Here is a 16,825-nt window from a genome sequence, read left to right on the forward strand (position 1 = left end):
CACCACCGCCGACCACCGCCCACCGGGCCCGTTACCCCGCCCGCGCCTCCGTCCGCCCCTCCGTCCGCCCCTCCGCCCTCTCACGCAGACCCGCTCACCGTGACCCCCGCCCCTCCACGAGCAGCGCGACGCCGTCGAGGATCCGCGCGAGGCCGAACCGGAACTCGTAGTCCGGTTCGTCGGCCTCGTCCATCACACCCGCGTCCAGCATGCGCGCCACCGCCGGGAAGCGGTCCGGGTCGGCCAGCCGGCGGAGGGTGTGGCCGTAGCGGGAGAGCACCTCCTCGGGGCTCTGCCCGGTGGCGCCGACGACGGCGCTGATGTCGGCCATCATCAGCGCCTCGTTGCGAACGAAGCCGCCGACCAGCATGACCACGGAGACCTTGGTCCCCTCGTCGAGGCCGGTGCCCTCCAGTGCGGCCATGGCGCGCTCCCACCACGCGACGGCGTTCGGCGTGGAGGGAGGGCCGGAGAGCGGGGCACGGAGGATCCAGAGGTTGCGGTGGTAGACCTCGCGGATCGACGCGGCCCAGTGCTCGATCGCCTCGCGCCAGTCCGTGCCGGCGCGCAGCGGGGCGGGCGGCGGGCCGGTGGCCGCGTCCTGCATGAGGACGTACAGCTCGCTCTTGGCTCCGACGTAGCGGTAGAGGGACATGGTCGAGACGCCGAGCTCCTTGGCGATCCGCCCCATGGAGAGCGCGTCGAGGCCCTCCGCCGAGGCGACGCCGATGGCCGTCGTCACGATCCGGTCGAGGGTGAGCCCGGGCTTGGGGCCCTTCGAGGGGCGCTCCCGCAGCCCCCAGGCGGCCTCGATGCCGGGCGGCAGAAAACCCCCACCGCCCCCGGCGGCGCCCGCACCGTCCTTGCCTCCGGAGCCCTCGCCGCCGTCGCCACTCTTCCGGTCCGCCACCGCAACCGCCCTTCTCCGCTCGCTTGACGGCCATCCTAGTAATGCGTAACCCTTACACAGTAACGCGTAAGGCATACGCAGTACGCGTGCACACGTCTCCCGTCTCTTCTCCCGAGGAGCACAGCCATGTCTCCGGCCATCGAAGCCACCGGCCTGCGCAAGGCCTACGGCCCCGTCCCCGTCCTCGACTCCCTCGACCTCCGGGTCGACCAGGGCACCGTCTTCGCCCTGCTCGGCCCCAACGGCGCCGGCAAGACCACCACCGTCCGCATCCTGGCCACCCTCACCGAGCCGGACGCCGGGCACGCGTGCGTGGCCGGGTACGACATCGCCGCCGAGCGGTCCCGGGTGCGCCGCGCCATCAGCCTCACCGGCCAGTTCGCCGCCGTCGACGAGATGCAGACCGGAGCCGAGAACCTGCGCATGATGGCCCGGCTCTCCGGACTCTCCCGCCCGGCCGCCGACCGGCGCGCCGCCGAGCTCCTGGAGCGCTTCGGCCTCTCCGACGCCGGCTGGCGCCTCGCCCGGACGTACTCCGGCGGCATGCGGCGCCGCCTCGACCTCGCCGCCGGACTCGTCCGCGACCCCGGCGACACCGAGGTGATCTTCCTCGACGAGCCCACCACGGGCCTCGACCCGCGCAGCCGCAAGGAGCTCTGGGAGATCGTCCGCGCCCTCCGCGACGGCGGAACGACGGTCTTCCTCACCACCCAGTACCTGGAGGAGGCCGACCGGCTCGCCGACCGCATCGCCGTCATGGACGCCGGGCGGGTCGTCGCCGAGGGCACCGCGCAGACGCTCAAGGCCCGCTTCGCCGACCACCGCCTCGACCTCGCCCTGCGCGACCGGGACGCCTACCTCCGGCTCTCCGGCCGGGCCGTCCACCACGAGCCCGAGACGCTCACCCTCGGCGTCGCCACCGACGGCACCGCCGCCCAGGTCCGGGCGCTCCTCGACGAACTCGACCCCCACCGCACCGACATCGTCCGCTTCGCGCTGCGCACGGCGACGCTCGACGACGTCTTCCTCGCCCTCACGGAGAAGGAGCCCGTCCATGTCGACGCCCGTGTCTGACGCCCTCACGATGACCGGCCGCGGACTCCGCCTCGGCCGCCGCAACATCGACGCCGTCATCACCTCGATGATGCTGCCGATCATCCTGATGCTGGTCTTCGTCTACTTCTTCGGCGGGGCGATCGACACCGGCACGGCCTACGTGACGTACGTCGTCCCCGGCGTCCTCATCCTCTGCTCCGGCTTCGGCTCCGCCGGGACCGCCGTCGGGGTCAGCGAGGACATGAAGGGCGGGATCGTCGACCGGTTCCGCTCGCTCGACATCGGCGGTACGCCGATCCTGGCCGGCCACGTCGGCGCCAGCGTCGCCCGCAACCTGGTCGCCACCACGCTCGTCCTCTGCGTGGCCTTCGCCATCGGCTTCCGGCCCACCGCGACCCCGCTCGGCTGGCTCGCCGCGCTCGGGCTGCTCATCGCCTTCATCACCGCCATCTCCTGGTTCGCGGCGGCGCTCGGACTGCTCACCCGCACGCCCGAGGCGGCGGGCGGGATCACCTTCTTCATGATGTTCCTGCCCTACCCGAGCAGCGCGTTCGTCCCCATCGAGACCATGCCGAGCTGGCTCCACGGCTTCGCCGAACACCAGCCCGTCACCCCGCTCATCGAGTCGATGCGCGGCCTGCTGCTCGACCAGCCCGTCGGCGACACGCCCTGGATCGCACTCGCCTGGTGCGCGGGCATCCTGGCGGTGGCGGTCGCCGCGTCCGGAGCCCTCTTCCGGCTCCGGACACGGTGAGGCGAGGTGAGGCGAGGCGGGGCGAGGCGGGGCGAGGCGAGGCGGGCGTCAGAAGACGTCCGGGCACCACGGCCGGCGCGCGGCCCGCAGCAGCACGTCCGCGCGGACGGCCGCGCCCGCTGTGAGCTCCTCGACCCGGCCCAGCTCCACGAGCCGCACGACCGACTCGTCGCCGAGCGAGAGCGTGCCCAACTCGGCGACGTCCAGGGCGAGATCGGCGGACGCTGTGGTACGGGAGCACTTCGCCCCCTCCGGCGAGGCGTCCAGCCGGTAGCGCCCACCGACCAGCCCGGCGGTGTCCCGCACCTCCAGGACGAGGCGGCCGGAACTCGCGTACGTACGCCCGGTCAGGACCTTGGCGACGTCCAGGACCCGGACCCACAGCATGTCGGCGTTGCTGACCACCCGGGCGGCGCGCGGGTCGGGGAGCAGCAGCGGGAGGACGTCGTCGGGGGCGCGCAGTCCGGAGCGGACCGTGGTCACCCAGTCGAGGGAGCACAGGTACCGCCAGAGCGCGCGTTCGGCGGCCGGGGTGCAGGCGATCAGATCCCCGACGGTGGCGGTGTTGACCGGCCGCTTGGCGTCGTCCCACTTGTCGTCGCTGCGGTACGCGACGAAGCCCTGGACGTCACCGGACGCGGAGCGGTACACCGCGTAGAACGGCTCGATCCAGGGGTCGGTCTGGTGACCGAGGCCGGTGCCGCGCTCCCACTCCCGGGCGGCGCGGTTCGGCACGCCGGCCCGCACGCGGGCCATGCGGCGGTGCACCTCCGGGCCGATCTTGCGGATCTCGGCGCCGTCGGAGAGCTCGATCGAGCCGCCGTCCTCGGGCTGCCCGGTGCGGCGCGGGTCGAGCCCGGCGCGGGTGACGTCGACGGACCATTCGGTGGTCCAGGCGGCGGGGCCGAAGCCGTACCGCCCGTAGATCGGGTACTCGGCGGCGATCAGCGACGCGACGGCGTCGCCCCGCTCCTTCGCGGCGGCGAGGTCGCCCGCCATCACACGGCTGAGCACCCCGCGCCTGCGATGGGACGGCGAGACGGTCACCTGGGTGACGGCGTCGGCGACGAGCGAGCCGCCGCCGACGGTGGACAGCTCCTGCGTGAACGTACGGAAGGTGGCGACGACCCGGCCCCGGTCGAAGACACCGAGGGTCCGGGAGAGGTCGAGGTGCGAGCGCCGCTGCTCGATCTCCTCGTCGGTGACGACGGGCGGCCGGAGGAAACCGGTCCTGACCGCACGCAGCCACTCGCCCAACTCGGCCTCGTCCACGGGGCGCACCTCAAGACTCATGCCGACGAGGCTAGGACGGCCACCCGACCGCCCGCACCCCAGTTTTCCGGGGGGGGGCCGGACGGACCCGCTCACGCCAGCAGGTCGTCGACCTGGGCCTCGCCCTCGCGGTAGCGGCGGGCGATCTCCGCGCTGCAGTCGTCGGCCGTCCGCTGGAGCTCCTGGCGGCGGCGCGAGACCTGCTGCTCGTACCCCGCCAGCCGGCCCATCGCCGTGTGCAACTCCTCGTCCGTGCGCGCCCCGAGGTCGGACAGCTCGACCTCCGAGAGCATCTCCGCCGCGAGCCGCCGGAACTCCTCGCTCCGGGGCGTCGACAGCGTCACGTGCCGCGCCGACGAACCGCGCCGCGAGGGCGCGTCCGCGAGGATCTCCGACAGCCGGTCGAGGACGGGCGACTCCCGGTCCAGGACCGGCGACTCCGGGTCGGTCCGCCGGGCCAGCTCCGCCCGCAGAATGTCGATACGGCCCTGCAGCATCCGCCGTACGTAGCTGAGGTCCGCCTCGTCGCCCTGCGCGTCACGGCGCAGCGCGCGCAGCTCCGGCAGCCGCAGCGCGGCCAGGTCCGGGCGGGCCCGCGCCGACAGCGCGGGCTCGGCCGTCCGCTGCACGGGCGGACGTACGCCCACTCCGGAACCGAATCGGGCCGGCGTCTGCCCGGCGCCAGGTGCACTCATGTGAATCGTCCCCTCGACCGGTGCGGAAGCGCACCGCCTGACAGGCATGGTGCCACTCCCGCACGTGCGTGTGCAGGCGCTCTGCACCCGTTCAGCCCCTATGCGCCGGTCGGTAGGTTGGTCTGTATGCGTGCAGTGGTGCAGAGAGTGGACGGCGCGAGCGTCGTCGTCGCAGGCGAGACCGTCGGCGAGATCGTCGGTGAAGGGCTGTGTGTGCTGGTGGGAGTCACCCACGACGACACCCCGGAGAAGGCGGCGCAGCTTGCCCGAAAGCTGTGGTCCGTCCGGATTCTGGAGGGTGAGAAATCCTGTTCGGACACCAATGCGCCCTTGTTGGTGATTTCGCAGTTCACCCTCTACGGGGACGCCCGCAAGGGCCGCAGGCCCACCTGGAACGCCGCCGCGCCCGGCCCGGTCGCCGAGCCGCTCGTCGACGAGGTGGTGGCGCGGTTGCGGGAGCTGGGCGCGCACGTGGAGGCGGGCCGGTTCGGAGCGGACATGCGCGTCTCGCTCACGAATCACGGCCCGTTCACGGTGCTCGTGGAGGTGTAGCGGCCCGGTGAAGCAGTCCGCTGGAGCAGTGTCCGTCCTATGGAACAGTAGTCCTCCTACGGCTCCCACGGCCTCCCCGGCTCCCACGGCTCCTACAGCTCCTACAGCTCCTACAGCCCCCTACGGCTCGACCACCGTCTCCTGCGCGGCGGCGGTGTCCCCCGCCATCAGCTCCGCGTCCACCGGCACGTTCCGCTTCACCACCGCCAGCGCGATCGGCCCCAGCTCGTGGTGGCGGGCCGAGGTGGTGATGAAGCCGAGCTGGCGCCCCTCGGCACCGTCCGCAGCGAGCCGGATCGGGGTGCCGTGGCCCGGCAGGTGCACCTCGCTGCCGTCCAGGTGCAGGAAGACGAGGCGGCGCGGCGGCTTCCCCAGGTTGTGGACGCGCGCGACGGTCTCCTGACCGCGGTAGCAGCCCTTCTGCAGATGCACCGCGCTGCCGATCCAGCCCAGCTCGTGCGGGATGGTCCGGTGGTCGGTCTCGAAGCCGAGCCGCGGCCGGTGCGTCTCGACGCGCAGCGCCTCGTACGCGAGGATCCCGGCGGCCGGCCCGTGCGTACCCGCGAAGGACTCCAGGTCCGCGCGGGGCAGGAACAGGTCGCGGCCGTGCGGGGTCTCCCGTACGACGACGCCCTCCGGCACCTCGGCGATGGAGCCGGCCGGCAGATGGACGACGGCGACGTCGTCCGTACGGTCGGCGACCTCGACCCGGTAGAAGAACTTCATCGACTCCAGATACGCGATGAGCTCCTCCCGCGTGCCGGGCTCGACGTGCGCCCAGACCGTCTCGCCGTCGTCGACGAGGTAGAGCGCGTGCTCGATGTGGCCGTTCGCCGAGAGGATCAGCGCCTCGGTCGCCGCGCCGGTCGGCAGATCGCTGACGTGCTGGGTGAGCAGCAGGTGCAGCCAGCTCAGCCGGTCGTCACCGGAGACGGCGACGACACCGCGGTGCGAGAGGTCGACGAAGCCGTCACCGGCGGCGAGGGCGCGCTGCTCGCGGAACAGGTCGCCGTAGTGCGCGGCGACGCCTTCGTCACGGCCTTCCGCGGGGACCGCGCCGGGCAGGGACAGCAGAGGGCTGGTCGTTGAATGTCGCTGCATAGGGGCAAGCCTACGACTGCGTGCCGGTGTCCTTGGAGGAGCAGTCCTTGCAGCGGCCGAAGATCGCGAAGTGCTTCATGTCCGTCTCGAAGCCGAAGGTCTCCCGCAGCTTCCCGGTGAACTCCGCCGCCACCTCCACGTCCGCCTCGATGACGTCCGTACAGTCCCGGCAGACCAGGTGCAGGTGGTGGTGCCGGTCGGCGAGGTGGTACGTCGGCGCCCCGTGCCCGAGGTGGGCGTGGGAGACGAGACCGAGCTCCTCCAGGAGCTCCAGGGTCCGGTACACGGTGGAGATGTTCACACCGGAGGCCGTCCTGCGGACCTCGCCCAGGATGTCGTCGGGCGTCGCGTGTTCCAGGGTGTCCACGGCCTCCAGGACAAGCTGGCGCTGAGGCGTCAGCCGGTAGCCGCGCTGCCGCAGGTCGCTCTTCCAGTCGGTGCTCACCACGCCCCCAGTGTAGAAGGGCGTGGCCGCACCCGGCTGTGGCCCGGAGGCTCTACTTGAAGAAGGCGATGCCGTCGTCCGGCAGATCGCCCAGGCCACGGGCCATCTCCGCGACCTCCTCGGGCGTGACGACCTTCTTCAGATGCGCCGACATGTACGGGCGCAGCGGGACCTCGGGGGTCGCCTTCTCGCCGACCCACATCAGGTCGCCCTTGACGTAGCCGTAGAGCCGCTTGCCACCGCTGTAGGGCCCGGAGGCCGCGGTGCGGGCGACGGCGTCGGTGACCAGGTCGATCTGCGGCTTCTTGTCGGCGAGCTCGCCGTACCAGATCTCGACGATGCCCTGGTCGCGGACCATGACGGTCTCGACCTTGCGGTCCTTGTCGATCCGCCAGTAGCCGCTCTCGCTCTCCAGCGGACGGACCTGGTTGCCGTCGCCGTCGAGGACCCAGGAGTGCGAGTGGTACTCGAGGAAGTCACGGCCGTCGTGGCTGAAGGTCACGGACTGACCGAAGTTGCACTTCTCCGCACCGGGGAAGTCGGCCACGCCCGCGCCTTCCCACGTTCCGAGGAGGAACGCGAGGGGGACGAGGTCCGGATTGAGGTCGGACGGGATCTCGATCATGAGCAGCTCTGTCGTTCCGTAGACGTGGGGTGGTCAGCGCTGGCCCTGGTACAGCTTCTTCACGGCCAGACCGGTGAACGCGAGCACGGCAACACAGACCAGGGCCAGGAGGACTTCGAAGAAGATGATCACGGGTGCTCCTCGGATGAGCGTGAAGGCAGAACGGGCCGGACCCCAGCTTAGTCTGCGGGGACCCGGCCCTCTCTGCGAGGCTCTGCTACCGCCCTCGGATCAGCCCAGGAGCTGGTTCTGCAGCGCGACGGTCTGCTGGAACGGCACGGCGAGCGCCTCGCCCTTACGGGTCTGGGTGATCACCGCGAGGGTGTCGCCGGCCTGGATGTACGCCCAGCGGGTCTGGTCGGCGTTCTGGGGGAGCTCCACGTAGGCGTACAGGTCGGTGTTGGGCACCTCCACCTCCAGGGGCAGGTCGCCGTCGATCTCCACCCCTTCGACCCCGTCGAGGAGCGGGCCGTCGACCGCGCTCCCCTTCAGCGCGTCGTCCCGGAACGCCTCCGCGAAGGCCACCGAGTTGAACCGGAGCAGGTGGATCCGGGTCGTGGTGCCGTCCGGCATGGTCCAGCCCCGGGCGGCGATGTGCCGCAGCGCGGACTCGGCGAGCGGCTCGGTCAGCTCGGTCCGGTCGTCCGCACGGTACTGGGACGCGAACTGGGCGACGCCGACCCAGCCACCGTTCAGCTTCGGGTCGACCGTGGCGCCCGCCGGCGCGGGCAGCAGGAGTTTGCGCAGGTCGGCGTGGTGGACCTCACCCGGGTTGGCGGGGGTGTACGGCTGCGGCACGCCCGCCGGGAGGGCCGGCAGGCTGATCTTCGGGTACTCCCACCGCCCGTCGCTCTCGGTGGCGAGGCCCGGCACGTCGGTCCGCTCCAGGGCGGTGATCCCGGCCGTGGCTCCCGCACCGACGCCACCGCAGACGAGCACGGCGGCGGTCCACCGGGCGACGGCCCAGAGGATCGGCTTACGGGACCGCTTCGGCGCCGGTCCGGCGACGAGCTCGGCGGTGGGGACGGCGGTGGGCACCGGGACGAGCGCGGCGACGGGCTCCGTGAAGGGCTCGGGAGCGGGCTCGGCGACGGGCTCGGGAGCGGGCTCGGCGACGGGCTCGGCGGCGACGGGCTCCGGCGTGGGCTCCGGCCGTTCGGGCGTCTGCTCCGCGACCGGCGCGGGAGCCTGTTGCGGCACCGTCTCGGTCTCCGTCTGCTGCTCGGTCGTCATACGTACTCCCCCGGAGACGTGATGTGGTCCAACTGCTTCTTCATCAGTTGCGCGACCTCGGACTCCTCGTCGAGATGGCCCTTGCGGCCCGAGACCGTGATCGTGACCTCGACCTCGGAGTCGTAGGCCGAGCAGACCACCTGGTCGAGCTGCCTGCTCTTCTCCTTCTTGTCCAGGCCCCTGACCTCCGGGGCCTTGAAGCAGGCGGAGTTCTTGTGGCCGCTGATCTTCGGCCCCTTGGGGAACTCGAGGAACTCGAAGAAGTCGTTCTTCAGCTCGAAGGCCGCCCGGATCTGCTTCTTGTCCTTCATCTGCGTGACCCGGAGGTACACCACGGTCTCGGAGTCGTCCGAGACGAACGTGCGGACCGCGATGCCCTTGAGGCCGAGCTTGTCGACCCGCTTCTCGTACTCCCGGCGCTTCTTGCCGGAGAGCCCTTGGCCCTCCCGCTTCATCAGGGCGGCGGCCTCCGCGGGCCCCACCTCGTCGTCGTTGCCGTACGACTCGGTGTCGGGGCCGAGGACGTATCCCTGGGGCGTGGGCAGCAGCAGCTTGCTGAGCGGGGTCGACGCCTTGCCGTAGTTCGCCTCGCGGGAGGCGGGGTCGTCCTGGGGCGGCGTCTCGTCGTCCGCCCAGACGATCGTCTCGGCGCTACGGTCGGCGGAGCGGACGGTGACGCCGGTGTACGTCACACCGCCGCCGATCGCCCCGAGCACGAGGACGGCCGGCAGCACGACGGTCAGCACCTTGCTCCTGCGGCGAGGCGCCTGCTTCTCGGCCGCGGGCGCCGACTCGGGCGCGGTCACGGTCTCGGGCTCCGGTGCGGTCGCAGGCTCCGGCTCCGGTGCGGTCACAGGCTCGGGCTCCGGTACGGTCGCAGGCTCCGGCTCCGGTGCGGTCACAGGCTCGGGCTCCGGTGCGGTCACGTTGCTCAGTTCCTCGCTCACAGGCGCCCCAGCTGCTTCTCGGCCAGCGAACGGATGTCGGCCGCTGAGATCTTCTTGGTGTCGTGGATGAAGATCGCGACCATGACGTCACCGCGGTGGAAGTACGCCCTGGCCTCATAGAAGTCCATGTATCCCGCCACCCGATGAACCGGGAAGACGTAGTACCGACCGCTGGCGGAACCCTTGATCGGCTCGCCCTCGGAGCGGGCGTAGTCCTCATCGGGCATGTAGTCCCGCTGCTCCTCGGCGTGTTCCTGCGCGCCCAGCTGGTCGTTGGACCGGTACTGCACGAGGTTGATCGTGGTGGTGCGGTACGGGCCCGTCCCCCACGACGTACCGGCGATGCGGCGAACGCCCCAGCCCAGCTGGTCGCTGAGCGCGCCACCGGGGCTGTTGAAGTCGCCGGCGTACTCCGGCACGGTCAGCCAGCCGTCCGAGCCACCGACCTCCAGCTTCTTCGCGCCCGCCGGCTTCGGCACCAGCAGCTTGCGCAGGTCGCCGTCCGTCTTGATCTTGCGGTCCTCGGAGACCGGGAGCGGTGCGGGCTTCTGCCCCGCGGGCAGCGGCTTCGGGTAGGCGAGGCCGGGCTGGTTCAGGGCCGGCAGCGGTGTCGGCTCGCGCTCCGCCTGTATGCCGTAGCCGACGGCGGTGCCGCCGACCAGGCCGAGGACGGCGGCGACGGCGATCAGCCCGACCGCCCGCCCGATGCGACGGCGCCGCGGCGGCGGCGCGTCGACGGGTACTTCGATGGCTTCCAAAGGGTCCCCCCACGAGACCTGAAGCACGGGTTCCGTTACCCGCGCACACCCCTGACACGTGAGGGATGCATGAGGTTGCAGAGGTCCGCATTACAGTTCGGTATATGGCGAAGAAGCTCGTGATCAAGGTGACCGCCGGGGCCGACGCCCCCGAACGCTGCTCCCAGGCCTTCACCGTGGCGGCGGTCGCCGTCGCCAGCGGGGTCGAGGTCTCGCTCTGGCTGACCGGAGAGTCCTCCTGGTTCGCGCTCCCGGGCCGGGCGGCCGAGTTCGACCTCCCGCACGCCGCGCCGCTTCCGGACCTCATCGACTCGATCCTGGCGGCCGGCCGGATCACCCTCTGCACCCAGTGCGCGGCCCGCCGCGAGATCACCGAGAAGGACGTCCTGGAGGGGGTCCGCATCGCGGGCGCCCAGGTCTTCGTCCAGGAGGCCATGACGGACGACACCCAGGCGCTCGTGTACTGACCCCGGCGGCTACTGGTCCTCGCGGCGGCGCTTCTTGCCGTCCAGTTCGTCCCACCACTCGTCGGACTGCGGGTCGCCGGACGGATCGTCCCACCAGCGGTCCTCCGGCCCTCGCCGGTTCGCGACCATCGCGGCGACCGGCGGAATGACCATGGCGACGACGCACATCCCGATCGCCACCGGCATCGAGAACAGGCGCACGACGGCCCAGGCCAGTACGAAGAGCACCACGCAGATGCCCATCATCCAGAAGTAGGCGTGCCGTCGACGCGCGAACATGGCTCCAGCGTAAGTCGCGGACGCGCGCGTGCCCACGGGAGCGTGGCTCCGGACGCGGGACACCGGGCCCGCGGCGCCGGAACACCGGCAGGAGCGCGTCACCCGTTTGCCGTGGAGGGTCGTTTCGGCGGCTGCCGTTCGGCTGACTCCCCCACCCTGACCAGGGACGAGACGCCGGTCGGCGAGGCAGGCTCGACCCGTGACCGACGTCCGGGTCCGCCGGGTCGGCCGGAACATCGGGATCGACCGGCTCGACCGGCTCGACCGGCTCGGCCGGAACTCCCGGACCAACGTCCGACCCGGAGAGCGGCGGCGTGTGCGTCGCCCTGCCGGAGGTCGCCGACCCCGACACGTCGGCGCCGGCGCACTCCCCGCGCAACGGCACGGACGCGCCGGCCGTGGTCTTCACCGAGTCCGACTGCACGGGTGACAGCTTCACCCTCCGTCCCGGGGGCCAGGCCTCCGAGCGGCTGAAGGTGCGCTCGGTGCTCTTCGGCTGAGCCGTCTGCCGGGAAAAAGACCGAAGGACCGCACCTCGGGTTCCAGGAAGCGTCCAACCCCCAGAGAGGTGCGGCCCTTCGGCCGGCGTACGTGCGGTGGATCAGACCGCGATGGCGACCTCCGCGAGGCCACCGTGCTGCGCCACGACCTGACGGTCGGCGGTGCCGCCGGGGACCAGGGCGCGGACGGTCCAGGTGCCCTCGGCCGCGTAGAAGCGGAACTGGCCGGTGGCGGAGGTCGGGACCTCGGCCGTGAACTCGCCGGTCGAGTCCAGGAGACGGACGTAGCCGGTGACGGGCTCGCCGTCCTTGGTCACGAAGCCCTGGATGGTGGTCTCACCGGGCTTGATCGTCGAGGCGTCGGGCCCGCCGGGCTGCGCTCCACACATGTTGCTGTCCTTACGGTCGAAGAGTCCGGAGGGTCTTACTTGTTGGCGCCGAGCTCGATCGGCACGCCCACGAGGGAGCCGTACTCGGTCCACGAGCCGTCGTAGTTCTTGACGTTCTCGACACCGAGCAGCTCGTGCAGCACGAACCAGGTCAGCGCGGAGCGCTCACCGATGCGGCAGTAGGCGATGGTGTCCTTCGCCAGGTCGACCTGCTCGTCCTCGTAGAGGGCCTTGAGCTCGTCGTCCGACTTGAAGGTGCCGTCGTCGTTGGCGTTCTTCGACCACGGGATGTTGCGGGCGCTCGGCACGTGGCCGGGGCGCTGCGACTGCTCCTGCGGGAGGTGGGCCGGGGCCAGCAGCTTGCCGGAGAACTCGTCGGGCGACCGTACGTCGACGAGGTTCTGGGCGCCGATCGCGGAGACGACGTCGTCGCGGAAGGCGCGGATGGAGGTGTCCTGGGCCTTGGCCTTGTACTCGGTGGCCGGGCGGGACGGGACCTCGGCGACGAGGTCGCGGGAGTCGAGCTCCCACTTCTTGCGGCCGCCGTCGAGGAGCTTCACGTCCTGGTGGCCGTAGAGCTTGAAGTACCAGTACGCGTAGGAGGCGAACCAGTTGTTGTTGCCGCCGTAGAGGACGACCGTGGTGTCGTTCCCGATGCCCTTGGCCGAGAGGAGCTTCTCGAAGCCCTCCTGGTCGATGAAGTCGCGGCGGACCGGGTCCTGCAGGTCCTTGGTCCAGTCGATCCGGATCGCGTTGCGGATGTGGTTCTTCTCGTACGCCGAGGTGTCCTCGTCGACCTCGACGACGGCAACCTGCGGGTTGTCGAGGTTCGCCTCGACCCAGTCGGCGTCTACCAGGACGTCGCTGCGGCTCATCTGTTTCTCCTCCGGGGCAGTGTTCGGCGGTGTGGTGCGGTGCTGCGGGTGTCACGCAGGGGTGGTGCGGGTACGCGTCAGGGCCGCGCACGGGCTACACGGGGTGGCCCCGACCGGAGGTCGAAGGGCCCGAGGAATACGGGACTCGGGGGTCCCGCTCAGAGAGAACGACAGAGCATGGCGGCGATGCGGCACAGGTCTACTGCCCGCCGCTTCGTGAGATCCGCCTGTCGCTTCATGCCCTCGATCGTAGGGACGGACAGGCGGCCGTGTCACCGGTGTGTCGTATTTTGAGACGCGATCGTCCGAGATGTGGGACGCGATCACGGGGAAGAGCCGCGCGACCCGCCTGCGAGCGGGGGCGACGGCTGGTTTTTCTACGGTCCGGACGGGGCCGTCTCAGCATGTGGCGGAGCGACGCGAGAAGCCCTGTCGGGACACGGGCGGGTCGGGAGAAGGCCAGGACCTCCCGGACCGGCCACCCGGCCGAGACCTCCCCGTCAGAAGCACCGACCGGCCGACGTCACCCCGCCAGCGTCACGTCCGTGCCCGTCACACCGATCGCCACGCCGTCCGGGCGGGCCTCGACCTTGTCCAGCTTCAGGCCGGCCGGCAGGCCGCCGATCTCGCGGTCGAAGTCCGTCCGCTTGCGGATCAGGGACTCCACGCCCGGTATGCCCTCGCCCGGCACCGCGTCGGCACGCACCCGGATCGTGTCGCCGTCGACCAGGGTCACCGAGGAGAGGACGCTGCGCGTGACCGTACGGCCGAGGATCTCGACACCGCCGGTGACCTTCACCTTGCCCTCGCCGCCGTAGGCGATCTGCACGTCACGGTCGGCGGCCGCCATCAGGTCGGCGTACGAGACGAGGGCCGTACCGCTCGCGCTGCGCGCGCGGGCGCTCGTGAAGGCGTCGTTCACCGTCACGTCGCGCAGGGCGGCGGTCATCTCGCTGATCCGGATCTTCCGGTCGCCGGCCGTGGCCTCGACGCCGGTCACCCGCACGTCGACCTCGTCGAGCCGCTTGCTCATGACCTGGGTCAGGAAGGGGAAGCCCTTGATGTCGACCTCGGTCGAGCCGGCCCGCGCGGCGCCCAGGCGGATCCGGTCGGCCGCCTCCGTCTCGGCGTACGAGACCGCCAGACGGTCGACGCCCACGAAGATCCCGCCGAGCACGACGGCCACGATCAGCAAGATGCGCAGTGCTCGCACGGTCTGCTCGCCCCCCACCATGAAAAGAATCCGGCCCCCGACACGAAAGATCGACGTGTCGTGGGGCCGGATGGTTCCCGAACGCGTGAACCAAAGACGCGGTCCGGGGCTCAGCCGAGCGCGCGTCCGAGGAGGTAGACGGCGGGGGCGGCCAGGGTCAGCGGGAGGGCGACACCGGCCGTCATGTGCACGAAGCGCGACGGGTAGTCGTAGCTCGCGGCCCGCAGGCCGACCAGCGCGCCCACCCCGGCTCCGAGGCCGAGCAGGGCACCGGAGGCGCCCAGGTCGGTGAGGGCGCCGGCGGCGACCCCGGCGCCCGCCGCGGCGAGCAGCGCCACGACGACGGAGACCGCGCCCGGCAGCGGCAGGGCCCGGGCGACGGCGGCGGCGGCGACCGCCAGGCCGCCGACGACCACGGCGTCGGGCGCGGCGCCGAGGTGCCCGGCGGCGACGATCGTCAGCGCGGCCGAGGCGACCGTCGCCATCAGCCCGTACATCCGCTCGTCCGGGTCCGCGTGGCTGCGCAGCTGGAGGACGAGGGTGAGCAGCACCCAGACGCCGAGCGTGCCCATGATCGCGGCGGGCGCGTTCTCCCGGCCGGCGGCGAGCAGCACGACGTCGGCGGCCAGGCCGCCGGCGAAGGCGAGGGCGATGCCCTGCCGGGCCGGCCACATGCCGTTGAGCCGGAACCAGCCTGCGGCGGTGACGGCCTGGAGCAGCACGAGCGGGACGAGCAGCCCGTACGAGCCGAGGGCGGCGCCGACGGCGAGCAGCACGCCGAGGCCGGCCGTCAGCAGGGCCGGCTGGATCCCGGGCGGGATGATCGGCGACCGGCCCTCGGCCCGCGCGCGCTGGGCGTCGGTGAGGCGGGTGTGACCCGAGACGGTCGGCGAGGACCACCCGGGCCCGGCGTCCGGCTCGGCGGCGCCCTCAGGGGCGGCGGGGGCGGCGGGGGCGGCCGCGGGCGCTGTGGGCGCTGCTGCGGGCGCGGAAGGGCCCGCAGACGTCCCGGGCCCCCCAGGCGCCTCGTAGGCCTCCGGCGGCAGGTAGCCGGCCGTGGCGGGCTGCTGCGGCTGCGTGTACGCCAGGTCGGCGGCGACCGGCTGGACCACCGGCTGGTACTGCGTGTCCCAGGTCTGGCCCTGCCAGGTCTGCGTGACCTGAGGGTCCTGGTACGACTGCTGCTGCCCGTACGACTGCGGCTCACCGTACGGCTGCTGCTGCCCGTACTCCTGCGGCTGCCCGTACTCCTGCGCGTACTGCCCCTGCGCGTACTGCTGCGGCGGCTGCTGCTGGTGCCCGGCGTACGGGTCGTACGGCTGCTCGTACGGCTCGTGCGGCTGCTGCTGATCGCTGCTCATGCTGTGCGGTTCACCCTCCTGCGAACGGCGGGAGCACCTCGACCGTGCCGCCCTCGGCAAGGCGTACGGTCTCATGCGCGCGGGTCCCGACGGGGTCACCGTCGATGAGGAACGAACACCGCCGGAGTACGCCGACCAGCTCGCCCGGGTGCTTCGCGCGGGCGGCCTCCAGCGCCTCGGCCAGGTTCTCGGCGGTGTACGGCTCCTCGGCGACACCGGCGGCGGCCTTGGCCGCGGCCCAGTAGCGGATGGTTCCCGCTGCCATAGCGGCGCTCCCTTCGTTCGTGTGCGCGCCGCTGTCCATCATGGGCTATCCGCGCGTGAGCCAGTCCCCCAGACGGCGCAGCAGCTCCTCGCCCGCCGCGTTCTCGGCGTGCCCCATGCCGCGCTCCAGCCACAGCTCGCACCCGGCGGCCTCGGCCAGCATCCGGGGGTGGTCGACGGGGAAGTACGGGTCGCGGTCGCCGTGCACGATCAGCAGCGGGGTCGGCGCGATCATCGGGACCGCGTCGACGGGCGAGAGCGGTACGGGGTCCCAGTCGCGGTTGTCGATCCGGGTCCGCAGGCCGTAACGGCCGATCAGGCGCCCGAAGGGGCGGGTGATCACCCAGTGGACGCGGCGCATCGGGGGCGTGCCCCGGTAGTACCAGCGCGCGGGGGCGCTGACGGCCGCCACGGCGTCCGTGTGGGCGCCGGTTCCCCGCTCCATGGCGGCGTGGCGCAGGACGATCGAGCCGCCCATGGAGAAGCCGAGGGTCACCACGCGCGCGTGGCCGCGCTCACGGGCCCAGCGGACGACCGCCGCGAGGTCGAGGACCTCCCGGTCGCCGACGGTGGAGCGGCCACCCGATCGGCCGTGTCCCCGGAAGGAGAAGGTGACGACGGCGGCGTACGCGGAGAGTGTCCGGGCGGCGCGGCGGACGGCGGGCCGGTCGGCCGACCCGGTGAAGCCGTGGGCCAGGACGACGGCCGTATCGGTGACGCCCTGTGTACAGGGTTCGTAAACAGCCTCGATGCGAACCCCGTCGGCGGTGAGCAGAGTGGCACGCTGGAAGCCGGATGTGGTCGAGGAGACATCCACGATGTGAAATCGGCCCTCTGCCTCGGAACTCATGTGGGCTATTCTGCTTGCCAGAGGATCCGGGCGACGCAGCCCCCGGGTCCTTTTGCGTTTTCCGTCCGTTGTTACGGACGGATGAACAAAAGCTCTCAGGGCGCGAGAGCCGCAGTGATGCAAGTCATGCAGCAGTGAGCAAGTGCCGCAGCAGTCCTCGCAGGGACCGAGGAGGAACCGACGTCATGGACGAGCGAACCGAGCACGACCGACCGACGCAGTCGACCCCGTGGGGGTGGGGGCCTCCCCTGCTCGAGCGCAGCCGAGAGCTTGCGGGAG

Annotated in this window: 21 protein-coding genes; 5 read left to right on the forward strand and 16 right to left on the reverse strand. The window is 71.8% G+C overall.

The window, feature by feature from the left end; all coding sequences use genetic code 11:
• Positions 1-94 precede the first annotated feature (94 nt).
• Positions 95-910: a TetR/AcrR family transcriptional regulator gene (locus tag ACIPPS_RS28265; protein WP_401437561.1), complete on the reverse strand. Its 816-nt coding sequence runs from the start codon at positions 908-910 to the stop codon at positions 95-97.
• A gap of 126 nt (positions 911-1,036) precedes the next feature.
• Between ACIPPS_RS28265 and ACIPPS_RS28270 the strand changes: the two genes are divergently transcribed.
• Positions 1,037-1,984, forward strand: coding sequence for an ATP-binding cassette domain-containing protein (locus tag ACIPPS_RS28270; protein WP_401437563.1), 948 nt, complete (start codon positions 1,037-1,039; stop codon positions 1,982-1,984).
• Entirely contained in the window at positions 1,965-2,720 is a 756-nt protein-coding gene (locus tag ACIPPS_RS28275) for an ABC transporter permease (protein ID WP_401437566.1), read from the forward strand. The genes ACIPPS_RS28270 and ACIPPS_RS28275 overlap by 20 nt, the downstream gene beginning before the upstream one ends.
• Before the next feature lie 48 nt (positions 2,721-2,768).
• Here ACIPPS_RS28275 and ACIPPS_RS28280 read toward each other — a convergent pair whose 3' ends face one another.
• Positions 2,769-4,013, reverse strand: a complete 1,245-nt coding sequence (locus ACIPPS_RS28280) for a GNAT family N-acetyltransferase (RefSeq protein ID WP_401437569.1) — start codon at positions 4,011-4,013, stop codon at positions 2,769-2,771.
• A 71-nt stretch (positions 4,014-4,084) separates the two neighbouring features.
• The gene (locus ACIPPS_RS28285; protein ID WP_401437571.1) at positions 4,085-4,687 is read right to left on the reverse strand and encodes an ABC transporter substrate-binding protein; all 603 of its coding nucleotides are present in this window, start codon (positions 4,685-4,687) and stop codon (positions 4,085-4,087) included.
• A 126-nt stretch (positions 4,688-4,813) separates the two neighbouring features.
• Here ACIPPS_RS28285 and dtd point away from each other — a divergent pair, with 126 nt between their 5' ends.
• Complete coding sequence (dtd, locus tag ACIPPS_RS28290; RefSeq protein ID WP_401437574.1) at positions 4,814-5,239, forward strand: D-aminoacyl-tRNA deacylase; 426 nt, start codon at positions 4,814-4,816, stop codon at positions 5,237-5,239.
• Between the two features lie 120 nt (positions 5,240-5,359).
• Here dtd and ACIPPS_RS28295 read toward each other — a convergent pair whose 3' ends face one another.
• The 6 genes from ACIPPS_RS28295 to ACIPPS_RS28320 all read right to left on the reverse strand — a co-directional run bounded on the left by ACIPPS_RS28295 (position 5,360) and on the right by ACIPPS_RS28320 (position 10,348).
• Positions 5,360-6,340, reverse strand: coding sequence for a YgfZ/GcvT domain-containing protein (locus ACIPPS_RS28295; RefSeq protein ID WP_401437577.1), 981 nt, complete (start codon positions 6,338-6,340; stop codon positions 5,360-5,362).
• Between the two features lie 10 nt (positions 6,341-6,350).
• A complete protein-coding gene (locus ACIPPS_RS28300) occupies positions 6,351-6,788 on the reverse strand; it encodes a Fur family transcriptional regulator (RefSeq protein WP_401437580.1) in 438 nt (145 codons plus the stop codon).
• A gap of 49 nt (positions 6,789-6,837) precedes the next feature.
• Positions 6,838-7,410, reverse strand: coding sequence for an FABP family protein (locus ACIPPS_RS28305; protein ID WP_401437582.1), 573 nt, complete (start codon positions 7,408-7,410; stop codon positions 6,838-6,840).
• A 231-nt stretch (positions 7,411-7,641) separates the two neighbouring features.
• Positions 7,642-8,643, reverse strand: coding sequence for a hypothetical protein (locus tag ACIPPS_RS28310; RefSeq protein ID WP_401437585.1), 1,002 nt, complete (start codon positions 8,641-8,643; stop codon positions 7,642-7,644).
• Positions 8,640-9,590: a hypothetical protein gene (locus tag ACIPPS_RS28315; RefSeq protein WP_401437587.1), complete on the reverse strand. Its 951-nt coding sequence runs from the start codon at positions 9,588-9,590 to the stop codon at positions 8,640-8,642. The genes ACIPPS_RS28310 and ACIPPS_RS28315 overlap by 4 nt, the downstream gene beginning before the upstream one ends.
• Positions 9,587-10,348: a hypothetical protein gene (locus ACIPPS_RS28320; protein ID WP_401437589.1), complete on the reverse strand. Its 762-nt coding sequence runs from the start codon at positions 10,346-10,348 to the stop codon at positions 9,587-9,589. Before ACIPPS_RS28320 ends, ACIPPS_RS28315 begins: the two co-directional genes overlap by 4 nt.
• A 104-nt stretch (positions 10,349-10,452) precedes the next feature.
• Here ACIPPS_RS28320 and ACIPPS_RS28325 point away from each other — a divergent pair, with 104 nt between their 5' ends.
• Positions 10,453-10,815, forward strand: coding sequence for a DsrE family protein (locus ACIPPS_RS28325; protein ID WP_361960357.1), 363 nt, complete (start codon positions 10,453-10,455; stop codon positions 10,813-10,815).
• A 9-nt stretch (positions 10,816-10,824) separates the two neighbouring features.
• Here the strand turns inward: ACIPPS_RS28325 and ACIPPS_RS28330 are convergent, their stop codons facing one another.
• On the reverse strand, positions 10,825-11,094 hold the full coding sequence (locus ACIPPS_RS28330; RefSeq protein ID WP_401437592.1) for a DUF3099 domain-containing protein: 270 nt from the start codon (positions 11,092-11,094) through the stop codon (positions 10,825-10,827).
• Positions 11,095-11,408: 314 nt separating this feature from the next.
• On the opposite strand from ACIPPS_RS28330, the gene ACIPPS_RS28335 reads away from it, so the two are divergent.
• On the forward strand, positions 11,409-11,594 hold the full coding sequence (locus tag ACIPPS_RS28335; RefSeq protein WP_401437595.1) for a hypothetical protein: 186 nt from the start codon (positions 11,409-11,411) through the stop codon (positions 11,592-11,594).
• A gap of 101 nt (positions 11,595-11,695) precedes the next feature.
• Here the strand turns inward: ACIPPS_RS28335 and ACIPPS_RS28340 are convergent, their stop codons facing one another.
• The 6 genes from ACIPPS_RS28340 to ACIPPS_RS28365 form a co-directional block, all read right to left on the reverse strand.
• Positions 11,696-11,983: a DUF1416 domain-containing protein gene (locus ACIPPS_RS28340; RefSeq protein ID WP_319311238.1), complete on the reverse strand. Its 288-nt coding sequence runs from the start codon at positions 11,981-11,983 to the stop codon at positions 11,696-11,698.
• Positions 11,984-12,018: 35 nt separating this feature from the next.
• Positions 12,019-12,858 (reverse strand): sulfurtransferase, encoded by an 840-nt coding sequence (locus ACIPPS_RS28345; RefSeq protein WP_401437597.1) that lies wholly within the window; start codon positions 12,856-12,858, stop codon positions 12,019-12,021.
• Positions 12,859-13,381: 523 nt separating this feature from the next.
• The gene (locus tag ACIPPS_RS28350; protein ID WP_401437600.1) at positions 13,382-14,071 is read right to left on the reverse strand and encodes a DUF2993 domain-containing protein; all 690 of its coding nucleotides are present in this window, start codon (positions 14,069-14,071) and stop codon (positions 13,382-13,384) included.
• Positions 14,072-14,181: 110 nt separating this feature from the next.
• Positions 14,182-15,432 (reverse strand): hypothetical protein, encoded by a 1,251-nt coding sequence (locus ACIPPS_RS28355; protein WP_401437602.1) that lies wholly within the window; start codon positions 15,430-15,432, stop codon positions 14,182-14,184.
• 10 nt (positions 15,433-15,442) lie between these two features.
• Positions 15,443-15,697, reverse strand: a complete 255-nt coding sequence (locus ACIPPS_RS28360) for a MoaD/ThiS family protein (RefSeq protein ID WP_401437605.1) — start codon at positions 15,695-15,697, stop codon at positions 15,443-15,445.
• Positions 15,698-15,742: 45 nt separating this feature from the next.
• A complete protein-coding gene (locus ACIPPS_RS28365) occupies positions 15,743-16,546 on the reverse strand; it encodes an alpha/beta hydrolase (protein ID WP_401437608.1) in 804 nt (267 codons plus the stop codon).
• Between the last annotated feature and the right edge of the window lie 279 nt (positions 16,547-16,825).

Source organism: Streptomyces sp. NPDC090127 (assembly GCF_044746945.1).
In the GTDB taxonomy this organism is placed as follows: domain Bacteria; phylum Actinomycetota; class Actinomycetes; order Streptomycetales; family Streptomycetaceae; genus Streptomyces.

Bases quoted from the DNA above. Each gene is read 5' to 3' on its own strand.
- ACIPPS_RS28270 (WP_401437563.1), top strand. From the start codon at position 1,037: ATGTCTCCGGCCATCGAAGCCACCGGCCTGCGCAAGGCCTACGGCCCC.
- ACIPPS_RS28285 (WP_401437571.1), bottom strand. From the start codon at position 4,687: ATGAGTGCACCTGGCGCCGGGCAGACGCCGGCCCGATTCGGTTCCGGA.
- ACIPPS_RS28355 (WP_401437602.1), bottom strand. From the start codon at position 15,432: ATGAGCAGCGATCAGCAGCAGCCGCACGAGCCGTACGAGCAGCCGTAC.
- ACIPPS_RS28340 (WP_319311238.1), bottom strand. From the start codon at position 11,983: ATGTGTGGAGCGCAGCCCGGCGGGCCCGACGCCTCGACGATCAAGCCC.
- ACIPPS_RS28345 (WP_401437597.1), bottom strand. From the start codon at position 12,858: ATGAGCCGCAGCGACGTCCTGGTAGACGCCGACTGGGTCGAGGCGAAC.
- ACIPPS_RS28365 (WP_401437608.1), bottom strand. From the start codon at position 16,546: ATGAGTTCCGAGGCAGAGGGCCGATTTCACATCGTGGATGTCTCCTCG.
- ACIPPS_RS28330 (WP_401437592.1), bottom strand. From the start codon at position 11,094: ATGTTCGCGCGTCGACGGCACGCCTACTTCTGGATGATGGGCATCTGC.
- ACIPPS_RS28280 (WP_401437569.1), bottom strand. From the start codon at position 4,013: ATGAGTCTTGAGGTGCGCCCCGTGGACGAGGCCGAGTTGGGCGAGTGG.
- dtd (WP_401437574.1), top strand. From the start codon at position 4,814: ATGCGTGCAGTGGTGCAGAGAGTGGACGGCGCGAGCGTCGTCGTCGCA.
- ACIPPS_RS28305 (WP_401437582.1), bottom strand. From the start codon at position 7,410: ATGATCGAGATCCCGTCCGACCTCAATCCGGACCTCGTCCCCCTCGCG.
- ACIPPS_RS28275 (WP_401437566.1), top strand. From the start codon at position 1,965: ATGTCGACGCCCGTGTCTGACGCCCTCACGATGACCGGCCGCGGACTC.
- ACIPPS_RS28360 (WP_401437605.1), bottom strand. From the start codon at position 15,697: ATGGCAGCGGGAACCATCCGCTACTGGGCCGCGGCCAAGGCCGCCGCC.
- ACIPPS_RS28310 (WP_401437585.1), bottom strand. From the start codon at position 8,643: ATGACGACCGAGCAGCAGACGGAGACCGAGACGGTGCCGCAACAGGCT.
- ACIPPS_RS28325 (WP_361960357.1), top strand. From the start codon at position 10,453: ATGGCGAAGAAGCTCGTGATCAAGGTGACCGCCGGGGCCGACGCCCCC.
- ACIPPS_RS28295 (WP_401437577.1), bottom strand. From the start codon at position 6,340: ATGCAGCGACATTCAACGACCAGCCCTCTGCTGTCCCTGCCCGGCGCG.